The 21943-nt window shown below is 67.7% G+C and carries 20 protein-coding genes; 5 read left to right on the forward strand and 15 right to left on the reverse strand.

What is annotated here, in order from left to right; all coding sequences use genetic code 11:
- Window positions 1-105 precede the first annotated feature (105 nt).
- The 9 genes from ACM9LD_RS17055 to ACM9LD_RS17095 form a co-directional block, all read right to left on the reverse strand.
- Entirely contained in the window at window positions 106-633 is a 528-nt protein-coding gene (locus ACM9LD_RS17055; RefSeq protein WP_415677759.1) for a hypothetical protein, read from the reverse strand.
- A gap of 34 nt (window positions 634-667) precedes the next feature.
- A complete protein-coding gene (locus tag ACM9LD_RS17060) occupies window positions 668-943 on the reverse strand; it encodes a hypothetical protein (protein ID WP_415677760.1) in 276 nt (91 codons plus the stop codon).
- 299 nt (window positions 944-1242) lie between these two features.
- Window positions 1243-1602: a histone-like nucleoid-structuring protein Lsr2 gene (locus tag ACM9LD_RS17065; protein ID WP_415677761.1), complete on the reverse strand. Its 360-nt coding sequence runs from the start codon at window positions 1600-1602 to the stop codon at window positions 1243-1245.
- A gap of 31 nt (window positions 1603-1633) precedes the next feature.
- The gene (locus ACM9LD_RS17070; protein ID WP_415677762.1) at window positions 1634-2653 is read right to left on the reverse strand and encodes a phospholipase D-like domain-containing protein; all 1020 of its coding nucleotides are present in this window, start codon (window positions 2651-2653) and stop codon (window positions 1634-1636) included.
- Window positions 2643-3083, reverse strand: coding sequence for a C40 family peptidase (locus ACM9LD_RS17075; RefSeq protein WP_415677763.1), 441 nt, complete (start codon window positions 3081-3083; stop codon window positions 2643-2645). The genes ACM9LD_RS17070 and ACM9LD_RS17075 overlap by 11 nt, the downstream gene beginning before the upstream one ends.
- Before the next feature lie 113 nt (window positions 3084-3196).
- Window positions 3197-3715: a helix-turn-helix domain-containing protein gene (locus ACM9LD_RS17080; protein WP_415677764.1), complete on the reverse strand. Its 519-nt coding sequence runs from the start codon at window positions 3713-3715 to the stop codon at window positions 3197-3199.
- Between the two features lie 67 nt (window positions 3716-3782).
- Entirely contained in the window at window positions 3783-4517 is a 735-nt protein-coding gene (locus tag ACM9LD_RS17085) for a chymotrypsin family serine protease (protein ID WP_415677765.1), read from the reverse strand.
- 45 nt (window positions 4518-4562) lie between these two features.
- Complete coding sequence (locus tag ACM9LD_RS17090) at window positions 4563-5279, reverse strand: helix-turn-helix domain-containing protein (RefSeq protein ID WP_415677766.1); 717 nt, start codon at window positions 5277-5279, stop codon at window positions 4563-4565.
- 65 nt (window positions 5280-5344) lie between these two features.
- Window positions 5345-5557 carry a hypothetical protein gene (locus tag ACM9LD_RS17095; protein WP_415677767.1) on the reverse strand — a complete coding sequence of 71 codons (213 nt, stop codon included), beginning with the start codon at window positions 5555-5557 and terminating at the stop codon, window positions 5345-5347.
- A gap of 749 nt (window positions 5558-6306) precedes the next feature.
- Between ACM9LD_RS17095 and ACM9LD_RS17100 the strand changes: the two genes are divergently transcribed.
- From ACM9LD_RS17100 to ACM9LD_RS17120, 5 genes are all read left to right on the forward strand, one after another.
- On the forward strand, window positions 6307-7647 hold the full coding sequence (locus ACM9LD_RS17100) for a MinD/ParA family ATP-binding protein (protein WP_415677768.1): 1341 nt from the start codon (window positions 6307-6309) through the stop codon (window positions 7645-7647).
- Window positions 7644-9344: a type VII secretion integral membrane protein EccD gene (gene eccD / locus ACM9LD_RS17105; protein WP_415677769.1), complete on the forward strand. Its 1701-nt coding sequence runs from the start codon at window positions 7644-7646 to the stop codon at window positions 9342-9344. The genes ACM9LD_RS17100 and eccD overlap by 4 nt, the downstream gene beginning before the upstream one ends.
- Window positions 9345-9383: 39 nt before the next feature.
- Window positions 9384-10832, forward strand: coding sequence for a type VII secretion-associated serine protease mycosin (gene mycP / locus ACM9LD_RS17110; RefSeq protein ID WP_415677770.1), 1449 nt, complete (start codon window positions 9384-9386; stop codon window positions 10830-10832).
- The gene (eccE, locus tag ACM9LD_RS17115; protein WP_415677771.1) at window positions 10829-13516 is read left to right on the forward strand and encodes a type VII secretion protein EccE; all 2688 of its coding nucleotides are present in this window, start codon (window positions 10829-10831) and stop codon (window positions 13514-13516) included. Before mycP ends, eccE begins: the two co-directional genes overlap by 4 nt.
- A gap of 120 nt (window positions 13517-13636) precedes the next feature.
- On the forward strand, window positions 13637-13828 hold the full coding sequence (locus tag ACM9LD_RS17120) for a hypothetical protein (RefSeq protein WP_415677772.1): 192 nt from the start codon (window positions 13637-13639) through the stop codon (window positions 13826-13828).
- Window positions 13829-13913: 85 nt separating this feature from the next.
- Here the strand turns inward: ACM9LD_RS17120 and ACM9LD_RS17125 are convergent, their stop codons facing one another.
- From ACM9LD_RS17125 to eccCa, 6 genes are all read right to left on the reverse strand, one after another.
- Entirely contained in the window at window positions 13914-14843 is a 930-nt protein-coding gene (locus tag ACM9LD_RS17125) for an ESX secretion-associated protein EspG (RefSeq protein WP_415677773.1), read from the reverse strand.
- 63 nt (window positions 14844-14906) lie between these two features.
- On the reverse strand, window positions 14907-15221 hold the full coding sequence (locus ACM9LD_RS17130; protein ID WP_415677774.1) for a WXG100 family type VII secretion target: 315 nt from the start codon (window positions 15219-15221) through the stop codon (window positions 14907-14909).
- Between the two features lie 36 nt (window positions 15222-15257).
- Window positions 15258-15575, reverse strand: a complete 318-nt coding sequence (locus ACM9LD_RS17135) for a hypothetical protein (RefSeq protein WP_415677775.1) — start codon at window positions 15573-15575, stop codon at window positions 15258-15260.
- 163 nt (window positions 15576-15738) lie between these two features.
- Window positions 15739-17268, reverse strand: a complete 1530-nt coding sequence (locus tag ACM9LD_RS17140; RefSeq protein ID WP_415677776.1) for a PPE family protein — start codon at window positions 17266-17268, stop codon at window positions 15739-15741.
- Window positions 17269-17295: 27 nt separating this feature from the next.
- Window positions 17296-17598: a PE domain-containing protein gene (locus tag ACM9LD_RS17145; protein ID WP_415677777.1), complete on the reverse strand. Its 303-nt coding sequence runs from the start codon at window positions 17596-17598 to the stop codon at window positions 17296-17298.
- A 115-nt stretch (window positions 17599-17713) separates the two neighbouring features.
- Window positions 17714-21916, reverse strand: coding sequence for a type VII secretion protein EccCa (gene eccCa, locus ACM9LD_RS17150; RefSeq protein ID WP_415677778.1), 4203 nt, complete (start codon window positions 21914-21916; stop codon window positions 17714-17716).
- Window positions 21917-21943: the final 27 nt, after the last annotated feature.

Raw genomic sequence — 21943 nt, forward strand, 5'->3', positions numbered from 1 at the left:
TAGTCGGCGCCAGGTCATCGACATTCTGGACTCCGCCGCCGACCGCGAGCGCTGCGAGGGCGATCGCGGCAGCTGCGCCGCGGCGCCCGCGGCGGGACCGAAGGTTCACCATCGGCCCGCCGACCGGAGCGGGGGGACGAACTGGAGCCGTGGATCGGGGACTCCGCGCCGGCGCAGGCGGTCGGTTCTGGAAATGTGCATGATGGTTGGCTCCGGCGCGGAGGGCCGCAACGGGGTCGCGGCGGCCTCGTACTCGTCGATGCGCGCGTGCGCGGTGTTCGGGTTGGCGAGCACCGCGCGGAAGAGTTCGAGCTGGCGATCGTTCATTTCGATCCCGGTGAACCCGTGGACGGTGTCGACCGTGGCCCAGCCGTTGATGGTCTCGAGCCACTGCGCGAACCGAACCACCGCAGTGCGATCGAGGCAGGCTGTTTCGCCGTGCTGGTGCTGGGTCAGGCGCATGAACGGCAGGCCGCTGGCCAGGTGGATCAGCGTCCAGGCGTCGGTGCTCAGGACCTGGCCGTGGCCGGTGTCGATGACGACCGGCGCGAGCGCGAAGTGCTCGCTCAGTCGGTCCGCGGACACGGTGACCGTTCCGGCGGCGGTGATTGTGTTGACGAGGAGGTAGCTCATGGCAAGCGGCTTTCGAGCGACGGTGTGGGGGGGGCTACGGCAGCCGGTATGAACCGGCGATCTCGGTGACGGTGGCCTTCGGGGCGACGGTGCGGTTCACGCACTGCGACGTGCTCGGGCCGCCGCTCTGAGCGTGCGGTCCGGCCGGCAGGGCGATCGCCACTTCCGGGCAGTTCGGATCGGAGGCGCACGGGCGGTCGGGTGCACACGCGGGTGCGGACGACGGATCCGCGGCCGCGGGTGCTGCGGTGGCGAGCACCACCGCGGCGGTCGCGACGAGAGCGCGCAGTGGGGTCAGGCGGGTTGCCATGGGATCTCCGTTCGGTGATGGATTCCTCCGGCGGCCACGAGCGGCAAGGGATGCCGTCGCGGCGGGAGGGGACTCACGCGGGAGACTCGGCGACGCGGGCACTGCCCCGCGTCGTCGACAAGAGGCGCGGCTTCCGAATCGCCCGCGATGCGTGCAGGGTGAAGCCGTTGGTGCCCGACTCCAACGCGTTCTGCTCGCATATCGCTGATGATAATTCAGATCACGTTTATGTGGTCTTTTGAGACGCAGTTCCGCTTCTCACCCATGAGAACGAGGTGTTCGATATTTGTGCGAGGTTGTCAGCGATGTGCTTCGTGGAACGCTGCCACGACCTCGGCGCTCAGGCGCCCGCGGTCGTTGACCTCCATGCCCTCTCGGCGGGCCCAGGCGCGAATGACTGCTTGCGGCTGGCCATCCGAGCGAATCGTCCCCGTCCGAGTGGGTGCTGTCTGCGGCTTGGGGCGACGGGCTCGGGCCGGGCCGGGCGTCGGGCGAGCGGCGGAGACGTAGCGCTCGAGGGCGCCTCGGAGGCGGCGAGCATTTTCCTCGCTCAGGTCGATTTCGTAGCTAACCCCGTCCAGTCCGAATTCGAGCGTCTCGGCGGCGGTCTTGCTCTCGTCAGTGTCGTCGACCAGCGTCACGGTCACTTTACGTGCCATTGGAGGCCATCCGTTCTCGTTGCGACTTGCTTCAGCGGCTGCCCGGCCAGGTTGCGCCTTGCGCGAAGTCCGCCCACGGCGTGGTGCGCAGGTCATCGTAGCCGTCCACTGTCCGTGGATCGGGCGGCAAGCTCAGCAGCTGCATCCCTTCGCCGGGGCTCTCGTCGAACGATGCGGACCCAACCGCTACCCCGGCGTCGGTGGTGATGACGTTGAGCGCGATGGCGGCGTTCTCATGCACCCGCACGCGGCATCCCGCACGCACGAGTGCATCGAGCTGGTTGCCTGCTCCCGGGCGGTTGGTGACCACCCGGCACGGCACGCCGCGCTGAGCCGCCGACGTGATCGCCTGGGTGATCTCGCTGTTTGTCAGCGATCCCGTCTCGACGACGAGGTCGCCGCGGGCCGCGGCGATGATCCGGGCAGCTGCGGGAATCGCCTTGACACCTTGCACGAGGCCTTCAGATTCCGTCACGCGCGCCGTGGTCATGAACGTGTTAACCGCGTCGATCTGCGTGGCGTTGCGGGTGTAGACGATCGCAGCGCGTCGAGCCGGGCCGTCGGCGAGATCCGGCAGACCTGCGGTGGCGACCGCGGCGATGTCGCCGTCGACGGAGAGGGCCGACATGCCTGGGGCCGCGGTACCGATCGTGATGTTCGCATCGGCGAGTGCGCGAGCGGAGGGAGACGGGTGCAGTCCGCGAGGAAGGGCAACGGACACCTCGACGCCGCGTTCGTGCGCGCGGATGAGGGCGGTGGTCACCCGCGGATCGCCGAGGCCCGCGAGGGCGACGGCGATCGTCCGGGTAGCACGATCGATGAGCTGCACGACCTGCTGGTGATCGTCCCCCGGTTCGATCTCGACGGTGTATCGACTGTTGAGCGGGTAGACCGGGCCGGGAACAGTCGACAACGACGGGCGGCCGACCCGGTCAGTGCTAACACCAGGCGCAGGTGGATTTGCCGCGCATCCTCCGCAGACGAGCGCGCCGAGCGCCAGTAGTGCGACGAGCCGTCGATGACGGTGGCGCAGGGGCAGGTCAGAAGACACGGCGGATGGTCATCTCGCCGGCGCCAACGGAGGAGATCTTCACGACGTCGCCGCGCTGCGGGGCTTCGACGACGCGGCCTCCTCCCATGTAGATCTGAACGTGCTCGGGAACGCCCGGGGCGCTGAAGTTGCAGAAGATCAGATCGCCGGCGATGGCCTGCTCCAAGCTGGCCACCGCGGCGCCGACGTTGATCTGGTCGTAGGTGGTGCGCGGCATCTGAATTCGCCCGCCCGAGCCCTGGTAGACCGCGAACCGGACGAGGCCACTGCAGTCGAACCCGATCCCCGGTTCGCCAGGCAGTCCGGCGGAGGGGCCAGTGAAGGTGCCTGCGCCCCACACGTAGGGCTGGCCCTGCTGGGAGCAGGCGTACATGACGATCTTGTCGCCTGTCGAGGTGACATTCAAGATCGGTTGGATTGGGTTGCTCATCAGCTCTTTTCGCGCCCTGAGTCCGCTATCGGGCGGCGAGCGCGATCCTCCTTCGGGTGTCGGCTGGCTGGATTGTGCCAGCATCACCGCCCGTGTGGGGTTTTGCTGACGCGCTACCGACCCTTCTCGACCTTGCTGGCAGCGGCGGGGCGCTCACGGCCGCGGCGCCAGGCGCGCATGACCTCGGCGTGGGTGATGCCCAGTACGTGCCCGAGGGAGCGCGCGAGATCGTCGGGCAGGTTCCTCAGGAGTCCGCGCTCGAGGTCGTTGACGACGTGCTCCTTGACCTCGAGCTCGCGAGCGAGGTCGACCTGCAGGAGTCCGGCGAGAGTCCGCCAGTCGCTGATGAGCCGTTCGTCCGGCGGGACGCGTACGACCTCGGCGATCGGGGTGCTGAGCACAGCCATCACCGCTGCGAGGGTGTCCACCTGCGGGGTGCTCGCGCCGCTCTCCCAACGCCGGAGCGTTGACGGGCTGATACCGCCTTCCCGTGCGACTTCCGGGATGGAGAGGCGCAGGGCCGTTCGGGCACGACGCAGTCGGGAACCATCGAATCCTCGGATCACTGTGCGCGCCACCTCCTCATCATGGGGGGCGACGCCCTCCACAGCGGTTGCTCGCAGTATTAGCACGTTTTATTTGCACGGTGTGGGTAACTGACGCAGGCGGAACCGTCAGCCGACGCACAGCGCGGCCCGCTCAGGCAGGGTTCGTGTACCACTTCCAGTCCTCGCTGTAGTGCGAGGCGTTGATCGACGCGATCAGCGTCGATAGGGGTTCGACGATTGCCTGGCCTGTCTTGTTGACGCTGCCCTGGTTGATGCCGACGAGGTTGTATTCGCCCGCGGTCCAGCCGTCGCGCACGTAGGCGATCACCGGTCCGCCGGAATCGCCTGGGCGTGAGGGCATGGCAACGGTGAGCGCTGTGGTCTGCGCGGCGACCACCTTGCCGCAGCTGAAGCCGGTCGTGATGCCGGAGTGACAGAGCTGGTCTCCCTCGCCCGCTTCTCCACGGCCGACCAGGTTCCCGAGCTTCGGGGTCACGGCGGTGGCGCGCACGGACGGGTCGAGCTCGATGATCGCGAAGCCGGCGGCGCCGGCCTGGAGCATGACGGTGGTCTCTTCGCGAGAGGACAGGACGTAGCGGCCGATCCTGGATCCGTTGGCTGCGTAGACCGGATTGCCGGAGTTGGTGTCGCAGTGCCCCGAGGTGATGGCGATGTCGCGGCCGGTCTCGTTGTTGCGGCCGACCACGCCGACGGTGCAGGAGAAGGCTCGGTTCTCTTTGTCCGCCTGGACGATCTTGTCACCGGGTCGAACGTAGGTATCGCCTGCCGCGAACGCGGTCGGGATCTGCGTCAGTGTGGTGGCCGCCGCGACGGCGACGACGCCTGTGAGGAGTCGGGCGATCACTCGGGTCATGGCGCTGAGCACCTTCTCTCGTTCAATACTGAATTCTTGAAACGAGAGACTACATTCTCACTGGTGAGAAAGCAACCCTTGAGAGAAGTAATCGGGCGACACGTCGAACACGCGACATATCTCCATGATGAGACCCCAGCGAGGCATGGAGTCTCCCTTGCGCAATCGGTACATCTGCGCCTTCGAAACCGGGAATCCCTCCGCGGAGTACTTCTGCACGCGCTGAAAGAGCGACGCGAACGTCAGCGCCGAGCCGTCAGCTGATCGGTAGGCCTCGAGCAACGCCATCAGGCGGGCTGCGAAGGTCGCCGATACGGTGTTCGGCAGGAGCGTCTGATCACCGGGCACCTCCTGCACTGCCACGTGCGACACCTCGCCTACCAACTGCTCGCGAGCGAATCCGGGGGTGTCCAATCGGACCGGAGAGCTGAAGTAGCTCGGCGGGACATCGAAGACCTCGCAGATCGCAAGGACCAGATCCCACCTCGGGTCCGATGCGCCTTCCTTCAGTCGGTACATATGGGCGACCGAGATCAGCGTGCCCTCTCCCTGCGATTGAGCTTCAAGCAACCCCACCAGTGGGGGCACAGTCATCGGCTCCTCGACGCCATCACGCCCAGTCACGTAATGGGAATTCATCAGAGAATTCAATTGATCAGAGAAGGCCTTTGAAACAATATTAGGCAAGTATCCGACGGAATAATTTGCGCCACCGTTACGCCCAACACGGGGCTCGCGTTTGGCGGCGTTAGACGATGCATTCGGATGGGCCACCTTGGCAGCATATCGGACGAGCCAGCCTCGTCGACCTCCCGAGCTGCGCGCAAATAGATTGCGCATCAAAACCCGCGGGAGCTCAGATACTCGGCGATCAGGTCGGACAAGAGGGGCCCCATCTTGACGCCCTTGACCCTCACGTACTTGTCGAGCCGGCGCTTGACGTCGACCTCAATCCGGGCGTTGAGGGTGATCTTGGGTGGCACCTTCGGGGCCACCTGCCGAGCTTCGACTGCATCGAATATCGACCCCTGCCCCTCTTCGTCGTCAGCCACGACCTTCTCCTCTCCTGGTGGACGCCGGTTCCTCGGCGCGGATCCAGCGCGATCCCGACCAGCAGAGACGGCGCACCGGCGGCGCACCGCCCGGCTCAGCGGGGAACTCGTGGCCGTGATCCTACAGCCGAATCCGCCACATAGGTGTCAGCTGCGCACACCTTGATCAGCTGCGCCGAAGCCGCATGATCAAAGTTCTCAACACGCGGCTGATACGACCGCGAGTACAGCCACGTATTCCAAGACGCCCTCCCCTCAGACACGTCTGTACTATTCCGCGCCTGGTTCCTAGTTCACTACTACTGGTCGTTCATTGTGAACTTCGTTTTGTTCATCCTAATCGGGATCCTAATCCTAATCCTATTGCTGAGCAGCCTATCGAAGCGGGCTCGGACCAGCCCATTGAAGGTGCCCGCAAAGGCCTTCCGTGAGCGTCGCGTGACTGCCGAAACAACCCGCTGGACAGCCATGGAACGCCCGTCCGTGGACCGGCAGCGCGTTCCGTAAGACCGCTAGTAGGTGGTCCTGCGTTATGCTCCAGCGCAAGACCAGCTGTCGCCGACCTGATCCCCGGCCGGGCCTCGGGTCGTATCGAACACATCGAGCGCTGAAGGACCAGAATCATCGTGACTGACTACCAGGAACAGCAGCCTCAGAGCAGCGTCGGAGAACCTGCCCAGCCGCGCCGAGGCAGGCCCGCTTCGAGCGCCGCGGATCCGTCGGCCTCCCTCGCCGGGGCTTCGCTCCCTGTGCCCGCAGGACCCGAGTCCACACCGGTGCAGGGCCCCTCCCCCAGTACTGGCGAGTTCCGACCGCCCGCTCCGTCCGGCCGGTTTTCCTCGCCGTTCGGTGGCCCCCTGGAGCAGGAGACCACGCAGCTGCCTCCGGTTCCGGCGCAGCATCAGCAGCAGCAGCAGTTCCAGCAGCCGCCGTTCATCGGCCGCCAGGATCCCGCGGCCGCACCGGCGCCTGTCCCCCAGGTCCCGCAGCACGAGCAGCAAGCGCCGCCCAGTCAGCCCTCGCAGGCACAGTTGAACGGGTACTACGTGCCGCCCCAGCACCAGCAGCAGTACGGGGCTGGGCAGCAGTACGGCACGGGGCAGCACCACGTGCCCGGCACCGAGGTGGCACAGAATCAGCAGGCGGGCGTCTCCACGGATCTCGTCCACCAGCTGGGCGTGTTGGGCGTGGCGCCGGCGCTCTCCTCGGTGGGCTGGCGCGCCTTCCTCAACCGCTTCCCCGGTTTCGCGTTGGGTCTGTCGCCCGCCGAGATCGAGGAGCGGCGCCTGTACGCCAGCATCCGGCGGATGCCGACCTTGACCAACTACAAGGTGGCCGTCATCGTCCGTAAGGGCGGCGCTGGACGCGGCGTGATCGCCGCAGGCCTCGGCCTGACCGAAGCCCAGATCCGCGGCGGCGATGTGGTGGTCGTCGACGCCACCTCCGACGGTGGCGACATCGACGAGCGCACCGCCAAGGGCGACGGTGGCGTCGGAAAGCTGCTGCTCAAGGAAAACTACGAGGAGATCAAGTTCCGCGCCGATGTCGAGAAGTACGCCGGCATCACCCCGGAGGGCCTCCGTGTACTCGGGTCGCAGTACGACCTCAACTCGACCGACCAGTACAGCCACGGCGACCACACGGACGTCCTCCGCCAGCTCGACCGGTTCTTCAACATCACCATCAGCGACACCGGCAAGGACCTGCTCACCGAGGCTTCCCGGGCGGTCCTTGAGACGGCAAACACGGTGATCATTCCGGTCATGACCACGTTGCCTGGGGCTCTCGCCGCCGAGAAGACCGTGAAGTGGCTGCGCAATCATCACTTCGAGCACCTGCTCGAGCGCACCATCATCGTCATCAACCACACCACCAAGGAAGACCACGACAACGCCAAGCCCGACGCGATCCGCCAGTACTTCGAGAAGCTGAACCTCAAGGTGCACGAGGTCCCGTTCGACGAGCACATCGCCCAGGGGACGCAGATCCGTCTCGAGTCGCTGGCACCGAAGACGCGTCGCGCATTCCTCGAGCTCGCCGCAAGCGTCGCGGACCATTACGCCGCCGACCGCCACGAAGGCCTGCGATGACGAGGGCCGAGCAGACCACCGCGACCGCTGGGGCGAGCGCAGCTGCTACTGCAGCCGTGCCCGCGACCGCTGCGGCAGCTATCGCAGCGCACCCCACAGGTGCCGCCCGGGCCGCGACCGCGCGCGCGTCCACCCCGCTGACCCGCGTGACCATCCTGGTCAACGACCAGCAGATCGACGCCACGGCGCCCTCGAACGTCCCGATCCGCGTCTTCATCACCGACCTGGTCGACACCCTCCGCACCACGTACGCAAGCAATAGCGCCCCGCCGGAGCCCTCGGTAACCGGGCTCGAGGAAGCTCCTGCGGACCCGTTCCTGATCGTCGGCCCCGGCGCATGGTCGCTGGCCGCCCTCGGTGAGCCTGCTGCCATCCCGCGGCACCTCACGCTCGACGAGGCGGAGATCTTCGACGGCGCCGTGCTGACGCTGTCGGTCGCCAAGTCCAGTGAGCGGTTCGTTCAGATCGTCGAAGAGCTGACCGATGCCCTCGCTGAGTACTCCCGCGTCCTCTTCCGCCCCTTCAACCGGCACACGGCCCGCTACCTCGGGTTCGGCGCGCTCCTGGCCGGAGCTCCCGCCCTGGCGCTGCTGTTCATCCGGGCTTGGCTCTCCACGCCCAGCGCGCTCTGGTTCGCCATTCCCGCCGCCGCCCTGGGCCTGATCGCGTGGGGCTCCGCGCTGGTGGCACACCGGCGCTGGATGAGCACCCTCACGAGCTACTCGCTGGCCGTCGTCAGCTTGCCCCTGCTCTTCGTCGGCGCGGCACTCGCGGTCCCGGCGCCGGACAACGCCGCCGGACAGTTCACCTCCGCGAACTACCTGGCCGGATTCACCGCTGTCGCGGTGGCCTCCCTCCTCATTTGCACCTTGACCACGGTCGGTATCGCCACCCACACCGCGGTCGTCGTGTTCTCGATCCTGTGCGCGATCACCGCGGCGATGTACACCTACACCGGGCTGGGCGCGCCGACGATTCCCGCGGGCCTCGTCGTCGTCTCGCTGACTGTTCTTGCCTACGCCCCGAAGCTCTCCACTCGGATGGCCCGGATCAAGCCCCCGTACCTGCCCGCCCCGGGTGAGCAGTTCGAGACCGGAAAGACCCTCTCCGAGGCCTTCGAGATGTTCGACCCGGCGGACGGGCCGAGCGAGTCCAGCGTCCGCGACGCGGCCGCCGCAACCCGCAGCACCGAGCGCCGGACCCGAGACGCCGGCAAGTACTTGACCGGCGTCCTCCTCGCCGCGGCAATCGCGACGATCGTCGGCGTCCTGACCTCGATCCGCCCCGGAACGTACTACGCCCGAATTGAGTTCGCGCTTGCCGTGGTCTGCGTGCTCCTGCTGGCTCTGCGAGGTCGTTCCATGACCGGGCGCGCGCAGGCGCTGATGATGTACTTCAGCTCGATGGTCCTCACCGTCGGTGTCGCCGCGATCGCAGTCTCCGGATATCCGCGGCCGGCGGTGCAGCTGACCGTCATCGGGATCACCGCCGCAGCGTTCCTCGGGCTCGCGCTCGCAGGCATCATCAAGTCCGAGCTCCTCGGCGCCACCGCTCCCGAGGACCTCCAGGACCAGACCCGCCTCGATCCTCCGATGCGCCGCTGGATCGAGCGCCTCGAAAGCCTGCTGATCGTCTCGTCGGTACCGCTGGCGCTCTGGGAAATGGGCGTCTTCAACTACCTCCGGAACCTCTTCTAACCGGCCTGGGTCGACACCCGAAAGAAGGTGCCTCCCTTGATGAGGTCTGACTCGAACCGCCCGATCTTCGCGACCCTCGCGCGCCTGATCGCCATTGGCTCATTGGCCCTCAGCTCCGTTGCCGTGCCCGGCAACGCGGGCATCGCCGGAGCCGTAACGCCGCCGAACATCGACTACAGCAAGGTTCCCGACGACGCCCGCCCCGCACCTACCTACGAGACCCGCCAAGGATCGCCCTGCAGCGAAGCCGGTGTGATGCCCAACTCCAACCTCATGGAACCGGCGCCCGCCTCAGCATCGCTGGCCATCCAGGAAGCGTGGCGCTTCTCCCGCGGCGCCGGCGCGAAGGTCGCCATCATCGACACCGGCGTCCGACCCCAGCGCCGCCTCCCCCGCCTCGTCCCCGGCGGCGACTACGTCCAGGCCGGCGGCGACGGCCTGACCGACTGCGACGCGCACGGAACTCTCGTCGCGGGCATCATCGGCGCCGCCCCCGCACCAACCGACGGCTTCGCCGGCGTCGCACCTGAGGCGACCCTGTACTCGATCCGGCAGTCGAGCGCCAAATTCTCGCAGAACATCCCGAACCCGACGAACGACCCGAACAAGAGCCAGACAGCCGGCAACATCGCCGACCTCGCCAAGGCGGTGCGCCACGCAGCGGACCTCGTCCCCCGCGGCGTCATCAACATCTCCGTCGTCAGCTGCATCAATCCTGCCCAGCCGATCGACCAATCCGCCCTGGGCGCCGCGATCTGGTATGCGGCGGTCCGCAAGGACGTCGTCGTCATCGCGGCAGCGGGCAACGCCGGCGGAACCACGGGGTCCACCTCCTGCCAACAGAATCCCGGCGCATCGCCCCAGACCCCGACGGACCTGCGGAACTGGAACGGCGTCAAGACCATCTCCGCGCCAGCCTGGTTCGACAAGTACGTCGTCTCAGTCGGCTTCACCGCCCCGCAGGGGCAGCCCTCAACCAACGCCAGCCTGCAGGGCCCGTGGGTCACCCTCGGAGCACCCGGATCCGGCATCGTCTCCCTCGATCCGCGCGACGGGAACACCGTCGTCAACGCCGTCCGCAACTCGCAAGGACAACTCGAGCCGGCCGCCGGAACCAGCTACGCCGCCGCGTACGTCTCCGGAGTCGCCGCGCTCCTGCGATCGAGGTTCCCGCAGTTGACCGCCAAGCAGATCATCGCGCGCCTGACCAGCACCGCCCAGGCGCCCGCCCGGACACCCGACAACGTCATCGGACACGGGCTCATCGACCCGGTCGCCGCGCTGACCTACAACGTCCCACTTGACGGTGACGCCCCCCGCGATCGCAGCGAGAAGACGTTGCCTATCGCCGATCCTCCCCCACCCGCTGACACCCGTCCCCGCACCGCGGCCACGATCGCCGTCGGCGCAGTTGTCGCCGCCGCCATCGTCGCGCTGTTGCTGCGCGCCGGGCTCCGCCGCACACCGAACCGCAAGGAGGAGCTGTGAGCACCTCGATCGACCAGCACGACCAGTGGAGCCAGGCAGCACGAGACCGCGGCAAGCCGCGCAGGCTCGGGTTCGACCCTCGCACCGGGCATCTCGCCGTTTACGCGATCGTCGTGGCCTCCGGAGCAGCACTGCTCTCCCGCACCCTTCCCTGGTGGGCGCTCGCACTCATCGCGCTCGTCGTAGCGGTCCCCTTCGTCGTCACCTTCCGCGGCCGGCTGGCCTCACAGTGGATCGCGGTCACCGCCGCGTACACCCGCCACCGCCGCAGCCGAATCGCTGAAACCACCAATGCCCAAGAGCATTCACGGTGGATCGACTTCACCACCCCCGCCGGGACCTGCGCGGTGCGCTGGGAAGGCGACCGCCTCGTCGCGATGGTTCAGCTCGAATCCGATCTCGCTCAGCCGCGCGTCGTCACCGACAGCGCCAGCCCGCTGACCAACGACCTCGTCCAGCTCGAGACCATCTGCGCGGCCCTGCACCAGAACGACATCGCTCTCGAGGCCGACATCGTCTCCACTGGCCGGCGCTACCGCCGCGGCCCGCAGCACGTGACCCTGCACGCCCAGCAGGCCGGTACCGACCGCGACCTGCAGTCGGAACGGCTGACGTGGGTGGTTCTGCGGCTCGATCCCCAGCAAAACCTGGCGGCGATCGCCCGGCGGGGCCCGGCCAAGGTCCACGCCTGGTTCGTCATGGCCACCGCCGCGCAGCGGCTCGCTCAGCAGCTCCAGATCGCGGGCGCTCAGGCCTATCCCCTGACCGCCACGCAGGCGGATGCAGCAGCCGCGATGCTGACCCAGGACGCCGATCTCACCGCGGTCGACGAACGCTGGACGCGGATCGACACCACCGAGCACCACGTGACCACCTACTGGGCCTCGCCGGACCAGATCTCCACCGAACACCTCGCGCAGTGGTGGGCATGGCCCACCCTCAGAACCACGATCGTGCTCCGGCTCGCCACTTCCGCTGGCGGGCGCATCCGGGCCAGCGCCTTCGTGCGCTACGTCAGCGACGATGACACCAAGCCGCCCGTCCCCTACCTGACCGCGCTCAACGGGGAGCAGGCCGCCGGCCTGTTCGCGACCCTTCCGCACGGTGGGACCTCCCTGCTCGACGTCCCGTCCGTCGACATCGCCGAGGTCGACGACATCGACATCCCTCTCGGAGCCGGCGGCCAGATCATCGGCGCCGACCGCGCCGGTGCGCTCGTCGCACTGCAGCTCTTCGATCAGTCACCGATCCGCCCGACCCGCCTCACGATCGATCTGCGCGCCGACCGGCCCTTGGTCCAGCAGATCACCCTGCGCGCACTGGCAGTCGGCGCCACGGTCGAGATCTCGACCGCGGAGCGCCGCGAATGGGAGGAGTTCGCTCGACTCGTGGGCGAACCGGACCGGCTCTGGTTCGCCTCACCGGAGCAGGCCCGAACACCGGATATCGTGCTGCTCGATCACGCCCAGCAGCTCTCGCCCTCCTCTGCCGGCACCGTCATCAACGTCCGCGCGCCCGGGACGCCTCCGCCTCCCACCGACCCGGACATCCTCATTGAGCAGGTGGCCAGCGACCAGCTCCTGCTGACGACCGACATCGTCACCGAGCTCGCGCTCAAGGTCACTCGCCCGCGCGATGAGCTTCGCTACATCACCGCGGCCGCCTGTGCCATTCCCCCGCGCTACGTCACTCCTGCTGCCGCAGCGCCCCCTGCACCGTCGACCCCGGCGCAGGACGATTCGGCGCAGCAGCCTCCTGCCGCCTCCGACGACCCCCGGGCGGCTGCCCTGGCCCGGATCATCGAAGCGCGACGCCGGCGGCGCCTGGCTAACGCCAGCCCGGAACACACCAGCGTCCCCGGAGACGACGCCCCTCTCGGCGCCAACGAGGAAACCCCTTCGGCTCCAGCGGCGACCGCGCCGATCGGTCCCGACCTCACGCCATCCGCGACGGGCGCGGACGTCGAGCGGGCACCGGAGACCCCGCGCACGTTCGCAGACGACGAGCAGGCCCCCGCGCTCTCGCGCACCATGCCGGCGGCGCCCCCGACCGAGCAGCAGCCCACCGCAGACGACGTCTGGAGTTCGCCAGCTCCTGCCGAGGAGATCGAGTTCCACGTGACCCGCAGCGCCCGCCCTCAGAACGACGATGCCGCCCCCACCACCGCAGCAGCGCGGCCGATGAACGCCACCCCGCTCGGTCGAGGTCCGCACCATCCGGCCCCCGCCGAGCCTGCGGCGCACCGGGCCGCAGACCCCGCGGCCGACCCGGTCCCCCGCAGCGCTCCACCTCAGTTCGACGGCCCCGTGCTCGAGCCCGATGAGATCATCGATCCGCCTGTGCTGCCCGGCCAGAACCTCACCCGCACGGGCGGAGGGAGCCGCGGCGCCATCGACGTCGATGCCGTCGAGGACCAGCGCACCAGCCCCACTGAGGACGGTGCGGCCCTGACCCGCTCTGCGCGCGGCGCGGGCAGCGACGCGGCCGCCAACGGAGGCCGCCGGATGGCCACCGAGCTCGACCAGCCGCTGGGCCGCAGCGTTCCCAACGAGCAGGCACCGACAGAGAAGCCGGCGCGCCCGCCGCGGCGTATCGCCGAGACGCCCCGGCACGCGGTAGACGGCCAGGGCTCCCCCGACGACGAGGATCCGAACCCGCCGCGGCGTAGCCGCCACGCACGGTGACCACCTCACGTACGCTGCGCACATAGAACGAAGGGGACCGCCGCGATCATGACAACGTCACCTCGCCGGGTTGTCGGAGCTGCCCTGGTAGGAGCGGTCGCGGCGGCCATCGTGATCACCGTGGCGCCGACTTCAGCACCCGGCCCCGACGCCGTTACGCCGTCGCAGGGCATCCCCCCGGGCGCTGGCGCGATGCGCTACGACTATGACCAGCTCCGGCGCGTGCAGGAGGAGATCCAGCGCGCGCACGAGAAGTTCGCGGCCGAGGACGGTACGAGCGCACCGACGGCAGCTCCACGTCCGTCGTCCTGATCTTCACTCCACTCCACCAGTCCCTTTGCCACGTGTCGGGCACGCGATTCGGCTGGGACCCGCGGACCCTGTGGGCGTGCGACCTTCAGCGGCTGGTGTCGAACCAGGACTGGGCGGGGATGAAGTCGAGCAGCTGCTCCATGCCCTGTTCAAACCGCTCCCGAGTGCCGGACCCGAAGGTCACGGTGAGTTCGCCGGTCGCGCCGAGGCGGGGCGTGGAGATGAGTCGGCCGTTGGTGCTGTCGAGCACCCCCACCCCGACGGCGCCGGTGGTGGCTGCGACGCTGATGCCGATGTGGCCGTCGTCGGAGAGCCCGGAGCGGGTGCGCCCGGAGTCGTGGTGCTCGACGAGGGCGATCTCGGCTGTCTGTTCCAGAGCGTCGGGGCTGGTGGCGGCGTTGAGTGCCCGGGCGGTGCGCGGGGTGGCGCCGATCGCCTGGAGGGCCTCGGCGCTCTCGCCGGGGGCGTTGTTGCGCGCGATGTGGTCGAAGGCGGCCAGCGAGGCGCGGAAGGGATCGATGGTTAGCGGTTCTCGCTCGCCGAGGAAGGCCCAGAGGGCGTCGGCGACGATCTTGGTGTAGCTGCGGCTCGAGGACTGCAGGCGCTGGATCAGGACGGAGTCGTCGAGCCGGGTAGCGAGGATGTGCAGGTCTCCGCGGCGGACCAGCGAGAGGCGGAGCATGTTGTCTCCGCGGCGGATCCGCGCGGTCGCTTCCACGTCGGGCCGGTAGAGGGCGTGCAGCCAGCTCGCGAGCGTGGGGTGTGGTGTGGCCTCGGCGTCGATCAGGCCGGCTTCATGGAGACGTTCGCGCAGGTGCGCTTCGACGAGCGCCCGGTCGTCGTCGTCGTAGATGTTCGGCATCAGCGCGAGCACGTCCGGGTAGTGGTCGATCTGGGCCAGCCGCCGCAGGTAGAGGGCACTGTCGACGGTCAGGTCGGCCGACGAGATCAACTCAGTAGCTGCGGCCTCGCCGAAGATGTCTGCGGAGCTGAGGAACGCGTCGCTGGAGGTCACCGGCTTACCGCCTGTTGACTTCCAGCGACGCGAACACTCCGGTTGTGGTGCACGACCGCAGACCTAGATGATCTGCGTGATACCGACGCCGACGTTCTTGTCGGTGGCCTTCATGTTCATCGCGGCCTCGCGGATGCACTGGACGCAGGCCTCGAGGCAGGTGTTGTTGTCGTTGGCGATCTGGTGGTACTTGGCGCTGGTGAGCTTGAAGCCGTCCGAGCCCTGACCGAGCCAGCTCGTCATGAGGATGTCGGCCTGTCGGACCGTATCCTCGAGGACGGAGTGGAGGCGGGTGGCCTGCACCTTGACGGTGTCGGCGCTGGTCTCCATCTTCGCGTAGTCGTAGTGGACGGTCTGCCCGTCGGCGGGGTTTCCCATGATCTGTTCTCTTTCGTTCGAGGGGGGTGGTGGTTCTTACTTCATCGAGCCGGGCAGCAGGGACAGCATCTTGGTGGCCTGGGCAGCGTTGGCCTGCTCGGCGGCGTCGAGCTTGATGCCGGCGCTCCGCACGTGCTGCGAGACCTCCTCGAACATCTGGTTCGCGGAGCGGCAGGACTGCTGCCACCGCTCGTTGGCGAACCGGAGCGCGTTGCCGAACTGCCCGGCCAGGCCGATCGCGACGGTGAGCTCCTGCTCGACCGCGACCATGCTGGTGCGGACCTGGGCGACATCGCCCTCGAAGGTGGTGGCTGCCGTCGAGAGCTGCGCGGCAGAATACTGAGTCTGAGCCATTTCCGGATGTTCCTTTCTTGTGCTCCAGCGGAGGAGGATTCCCCGACCCGTTCAGGGTGGGGTCGGGTCACCGTTCCTGTTTCCCCTCCAGTAATTCGGAAGGTGTGCCCCGAACGATTCTGGGCACAAGAATGTGATGCGGTCTCGGCCGCAGGGAAGACAATTAGACGAATAGGCCATCGAAATTCCTATTGTCGTCATCGTCGTTGTTTTCGGAGCCGCCGGAGTTATCGCTGTTCGTCGCGGTCGCAACGGCGGGGATCGCCTCGAAGACTTCTTGCACTTCGCTGCCGGGCAGGCTCGCCGGCGCTGCCGACGGAACGATAGTCACCCCGGTGTCCGCCCTGGGCCCGCTGCGGTGCTCCTCGGCCGGTCGGGCGCCAGCGGCACCCATCGGTCCGACGCCCGCAGGCGAGGCTGTCGAAGGGACGACGACGTCCCCGACGGTCGGGGTGGACGGCTTACCTGAGCTCGGCCCACTCCACCCGTTGGGCATCGCGTAGCTGCCGTTGCCGGCGAACGTCGACGATCCGCTGATGGTGCCGAGGGAGCCGGCGGGAACGGCACCGTAGTCGCCGAAGCCACGCGCACCCGTCAGTAGCCCCAGGGTCGGGGAGATCGGGCTGGTGCCGAAGAAGCCCCCGCCGAGGTTGTGGTCGAGCGATCCGTTTGAGTTATCACCGACTTTGCCCTCGAAGAGCTTGCTGGCGGCCTGAGTCACGGGCTGCATCAGCCCCTGTGCTGGCTGCGCCAGTTGCTGCGGAAGCTGCATGAACCCCTGACCAGCACTGAGCGGTGCCTGCACCAGAGAGCTGCCCTGCGAGACCAGCCCTGATCCTTGCTGGGCGATCTGTTCCTGCGGGCTCCCCTGCTGGGTGTCCTGTCCAGGCGTCTCGCCGACTTGGTCGATGCCGATCCGGCCGACGGCACGGGCGTCGTACTCCGCCGCCTTGGCTGTCTCGGATCCGCGGCCGGCGGCCACGACCCCGTCCATCCTGGCTTCCATCTGCGCGATCGACGCTGCGGTGCCTGCCGTCGAGGTGGCCTGACCGACGATTCCCATCATCGTGCCGAATTCTGACCGTGCAGTATCGATCGCCAGAAGCAAATTCCTGGCGACGGCTTCCGCGATCCGCGGAACCGCTGTCGGATTCGGCGTCAGCCCGGGCGAGACGGGCGTGAGGAATATCGGAGGGGACGGCAAGAAGGGAACGAAGGTCGTGTTCGCGACGGTCTGCGCAAAAAACGCGCTCATCAACGCCGCCGCCCTTCCCCACATCTCCGTGTATTGCCCCTCGTTGACGCCGATGGGAACTGTGTTCACGCCGAGGAAATTCGTCGCCTGCAGGGTGGCGTGAGTGACGTGGTTTTGCACGAGCTCGGGCATCTGCGGGATCGCAGCCGCCGTAGCAAGGTAGGAGGCAGCCTGCGCCTGGGCCTGCCCGGCGACCGTGCCGCACTGGACGGCGGTGCTCTCGCACCAGGTGACGTAGTCACGGCCGGCCTTCTGCAGTTGCATGCCGGCCTCGCTCTGCCAAGCCGCGCCGACCGTGGACAGGAGGCCGGTGAGTTCCGCAGCCAGAGTCCCGAGACGGGCCCCCATCGCTGTGTAGCCCACGCTGGCGGCCTCCATCGGAGCCGCGCCAGCACCCGCGTTCAGCCGAATGTAGGCCGTCTCGGGGGTCTGCGCCATCCAGTCCATCGTGCTGAAGCTCTCTCGCTACGCGGTCGCCGCGTTGGTGAAGTCGGTCATTTCGTAGGCGGCGGCCGAGGTCGCCAGCCCGCCAGCGGCGACGCCGAGTTCGACCTGCGAGGCGATGCCCACGCCCAGGAAGTTCATCCCGTGCTGGGTGAACTGCGCGGTGGCCAGCAGTGACGCGGCGTCGGAGCCCGAGGGGACCGGCGCGGCGATGCCGCCAGTCACCGTGGCGATCTCGGCGGACGTCGTTGCTGCCGAGGCCGCCGCGTGCAGCGAACTCAGCGCCAGGACGTCCGGCTCGACATGAACGAACGGAACGGTCATATTTTCCCTCTTCGCTCAGGGGCGCTGGACTGCGCCCGATTACGCTCGGTAAATGTACGTCTGGATAGTACCGCCTGTGAGAATCGGCGCAATCTAATCACGCGCAAACATTGGGTCACGTCGCCCCTCCTACCCGGTCCGCGATCGTCGGCATCCATCCGATCTGAGCCCATTGCACCGTGCCGGTGCCGAGGTCAGCGACCATCGTGCGCCCCTCGATCAACCGCTCGGGCCGGTGTCCGGCGATCACCGGGCCCTCCATCCGGTCACCGCTCAGCATCAGACCTGTTGCTGCAGTCATCTTGCTCATCACCGGACCGATCAGGGCAGACGCGCCCTGAGCCATGTTCCGAGCGATGATGAAGTGAACGCCCAGCGCCCACCCGTCTTCGATGTAGTCCGTCAGGTGCAGCAGCGGTGACGGGTACGGGCTGATCCGATCGTCGACCATCTGGTAATCGTCGACGATGACGAAGATGTCCGGGCCGTCCCACCACGATCGCGCGTGCAGCTCCGCAAGCGACAGCTCGTGGTCGGGCAGCCGACGCTCCTCCTTGATGTAGTCAGCCAGCTCCTTGCACATCGCGTCGGCAGTCTCCCGATTCGTCGCGTAGCCCGAGGCCTGCCCGGCAGGCACCTCCTGGTAGTGGGCGCGCCGGTAGTCGAGTGTCAGGAACACCGCCTCGTCGGCGGTCGGCAGCACCGTGCAGATGCCCTTGATCACCGCGGACAGCCACGTCGATCGCCCCGACTTGGGATCGCCGAACGCGAACGCGTGCGGCTGATTGACGAAGTCGAATGTAGCCGCCTTCATCGTCGCCTCGGCCAGTCCGAACGGGACGGCGCTGAGCTTGGTGTGCCGCGGCGCATCGGGCGCCGGGGCTGTCCACAAGCTCGGGGTCGTCAAGATCTCGGCCATGTCGATCCGGGGCGGGAGAGTTGCCGCCGACGGTGCCCGCCGGCCGGGGTAGAGCGCTGCGAGCCGCTGCGCCAAGTCGGCGATGCCCTCGTTGAGGGTGTTGTAGTCGCTCACACCGTCCACTCGAGGTAGGGCGATCATCATGTGCTTCTCGACGCGCTTGGCCTGGCAGCGTCCCGGCAGTGTGACCGGGATGTCCTTGGCGACCGTGCGGTTGACCTCCGACTCGACAGGCTCGGAGAGCCGGAACTCGATGGCGTTGCCCATGAGGGCCTTGACCTGCTGTGGCCGAATGGAGTTCCACAGCGACGCGGTCAGCACGAGGTGAATCCCGAAGGTCTGGCCGCCACGCGCGATATCGGCGACCGTCGCCTGCTCCATCGCGCCCAGAGGCCCGTTCTCGACGATGCCGGTGTCGAAGCCGTCGATCACCAGCACCACGTCGCCGTGCGGATCCTTCGCCACCAGTTCGGGCCCCTCGACCGAGTCGGCGCGCCGGCGCCGGTACTCCTCCATGGAGGAGATTCCGTACTCCTGGAACAGGCGCTCTCGGCGACGCAGGATCTGGTCCATCACGCCCATCGTCACGCGGATCCGGTCGCGGTCACTGCGCTGTGCCACTGATCCAACGTGCGGGAGGGCGGTCATCGCAGCGAGCGCGCCACGCGAGAAGTCCAGCCCGTAGATCTGCAGCTGCTCCGGGGTGTGAGTGAGCGCCAGCGAGGCGATCAGCGTCTGGCAGGCGGTGGACTTGCCTGTTCGGCCCGCCCCGATGATGGCGAGGTGCTCCGAGGTCAGGTCCACCATGTAGGGGCGCTGCGCGTGCTCGTGCGGGAAATCCGCCAGGGCCACCGGCGCCTGGAGCGTCGCCGGCGACGTATTCTGCACGGCCTTGTCGAAGTCCGGGATGAACTCGTCCAGGGTCAGCGAGACCTTCAGCGGCGGCAGCCACATCTGCCGCGCCGGGCGACCCTTCCCGGAGAGCTGCTCGACGACCTTCTCGAACTCCGTCGCAGCGAGCGCATGAATCTTCTCCGGCTCGGGCGCAATTTCCACCGCTTCCTCTTCGACCTCACCCGGGTCGGGAAGCGCGACCGCGCCCGCAGTGAACGCATGCGGCTTGATGTACCGGGAGGGCACCGGCGCCGTCGGTGCGCTCTCGCGCCGCCCCTCACGTCCGGGCGCCACTGCTGCGCTGATCGGACGACGGTACTTGCCGCCCGTGTACGCCGCGCGGAACTGGACCAAGTCCTGGGTGAGGTATCGCAGGTAGCCCGTACCGGCGGCGCCCTTCTCGATGTGGAACGCGGCAGGATCGGCGATCACGTCGCGGCTGTCCTGGGCGGAGAAGGTCTTGAGCGCGATTCGGTAGGACAGGTGCGACTGCAGGCCCTTCATCTTGCCCTCTTCGATCTTCTGCGACGCGAAGAGGATGTAGATGCGGTATGCGCGGCCGAGACGGCCGATGCGCACGAACAGGTCCGCGAACTCACTCTTCTGCGTCAGCAGCTCCGTGAACTCGTCGATGACGATGAACAGTGCCGGCAGCGGCTCGAGGTCGGCGCCCTCCTCGCGCGCGAGTTCGTACTCCTTGACGTTGGGGAATCCGACGCCGCGGGTACGCTCTCCCGATTCACGCAGGATGCGTCCACGCTTGTCGAGTTCGCCGTCGAGGACGTCGTAGAACCGATCGAGGAACTCGGCCTCCTCCTCCATGTTGGTCACCACGGCGACGATGTGGTTGAGGCTGCGGTCCAGGCCCGCGAACGCGGACCCGTCCTTGAAGTCCACCAGCAGCAGGTTCAGCTCGTCCGGGGAGTGATCGAGCACGGCCGACGCGATGAGCGTGCGCAGCGTCTCCGACTTGCCCGAGCCTGTGGCGCCGATCAGCATGCCGTGCGGCCCCATCCCGTCCTCGCCATCCTCCTTGATGTCCAAGAGGAACGGGGCGCCGCGGCGTTCATAGCCGAGCCGGAACTGCAGGCGCTGCTTGTTGGTGATCGACCGGAACGCCCACCTCTGAGTCAGATCGACATCCCCCAGGTCCCGCACGCCCATCAGAGCGGAGAAGGACCGATCCTCGTCGACCTTCTCCCCAGACGTGGTGGCGGAGACGATGCCGCCAGCGGCCTTCCAGTGCGCCAGCGACCGCGCCAGCACCCGCGCGTCCTCGACGGGCAGCTGGTCCACCAACTCACCCGTGTGCAAGGGAACAGCACCCGGCGTGGACAGCAGCTTAGTCAGCTCGCGTTCCTCGTCGACGATGAACGTCGCACCCTTGCGCGCGGACAGCGTCTGCTCCGTCGATCCGAGCTCGAGCCAGGTGACTCCGTCGAGCGCGTCGACCACTCCGTACGGGGTGGCCGTATCGCACACCACCAGCAGGTGACGCTGACCCAGCGTGTTGCTCGAGCCGGCGCCGGGCATGGCCGTGTTCCGGGAGGACATGTGGAACTGGGTGCGCGACCCCAGTTCCGTCTGCAGGGCTGCGCGCAGCTCCGCCAGCGTGCGATAGGTCATCCGGGCGGGTCCCAGCGCGTCGAGCTCGGTGGGGTGCTGGTGATGCGGAAGCCACTTCAGCCACGCCCATTCCGGGTCTTCCGGATCGTCGACCAGGCTGATCACCGACAGTCGGTCGGGGCTGTAGAAGGTCACCGCCTGCGCGATCATCGACCGCGTGAGCCCGCGGATCACCGCCCGGTCTCCTCGTAGCCCGAGCGCAGGGATCTTAGAAAGATTGATTCCGATCGGCACGGTGATCCTCGAGTGGGCCTTCACGAAGCGCATCGTGCTGATCGTCGAGACCTGCTCGAGGAAGCCGTCGTCCTTCGGCGCCGCCTTCGGCGGGGTGACCTCGACGTCGGTGCGCACCCGGCCACGCCCGTAGCGCACGATCACGCCCTCATCCGGTGAACCGTGCGAAGAACGCTCCCACTGCCGCGGCCCGCCGATGATCCCGTCGAGCGTCTCCGGCGCCGGGAATCGATGCGCCGCGTGCGCGTACTGCGCCTCCCCGCCCTCGCGGACCGTCTTGCGAGCCTTCCCCAGCCCGCGCAGGAAACCCGCGCGGTCGCTGTTGAGCTCGGCGGTGTTGCCGAAGATCCCGCCACTCGAGGTGAACATGTAGCCCATCGATCCGAGCATCATGAGCGGGAACATCAGCCCGTACATGTTCATGCCGCCACCGCCGGAGGCTCCCGAACGCAGACCGCCGCTGCCGAACATCATGGCCATCATGCCGCCCATGCCCACGATCATGATCAGGGGCATCAGCAGGCGGCCCCACTGCATCTTGATCTTCTGATCCAGCTCGATCGGCGGCTGAAGCTCCACCGTCGCATTCGACTTCGCCGGCTCGAGGATCCTCTTCAGGTTCGACGGGAATTGCCGTGCAGTCATCGCCGAGCTCCGTTCAGGTTGATGGTG

Origin of the sequence: Tsukamurella hominis, from assembly GCF_965137015.1 — a bacterium.
Lineage (GTDB): Bacteria > Actinomycetota > Actinomycetes > Mycobacteriales > Mycobacteriaceae > Tsukamurella > Tsukamurella hominis.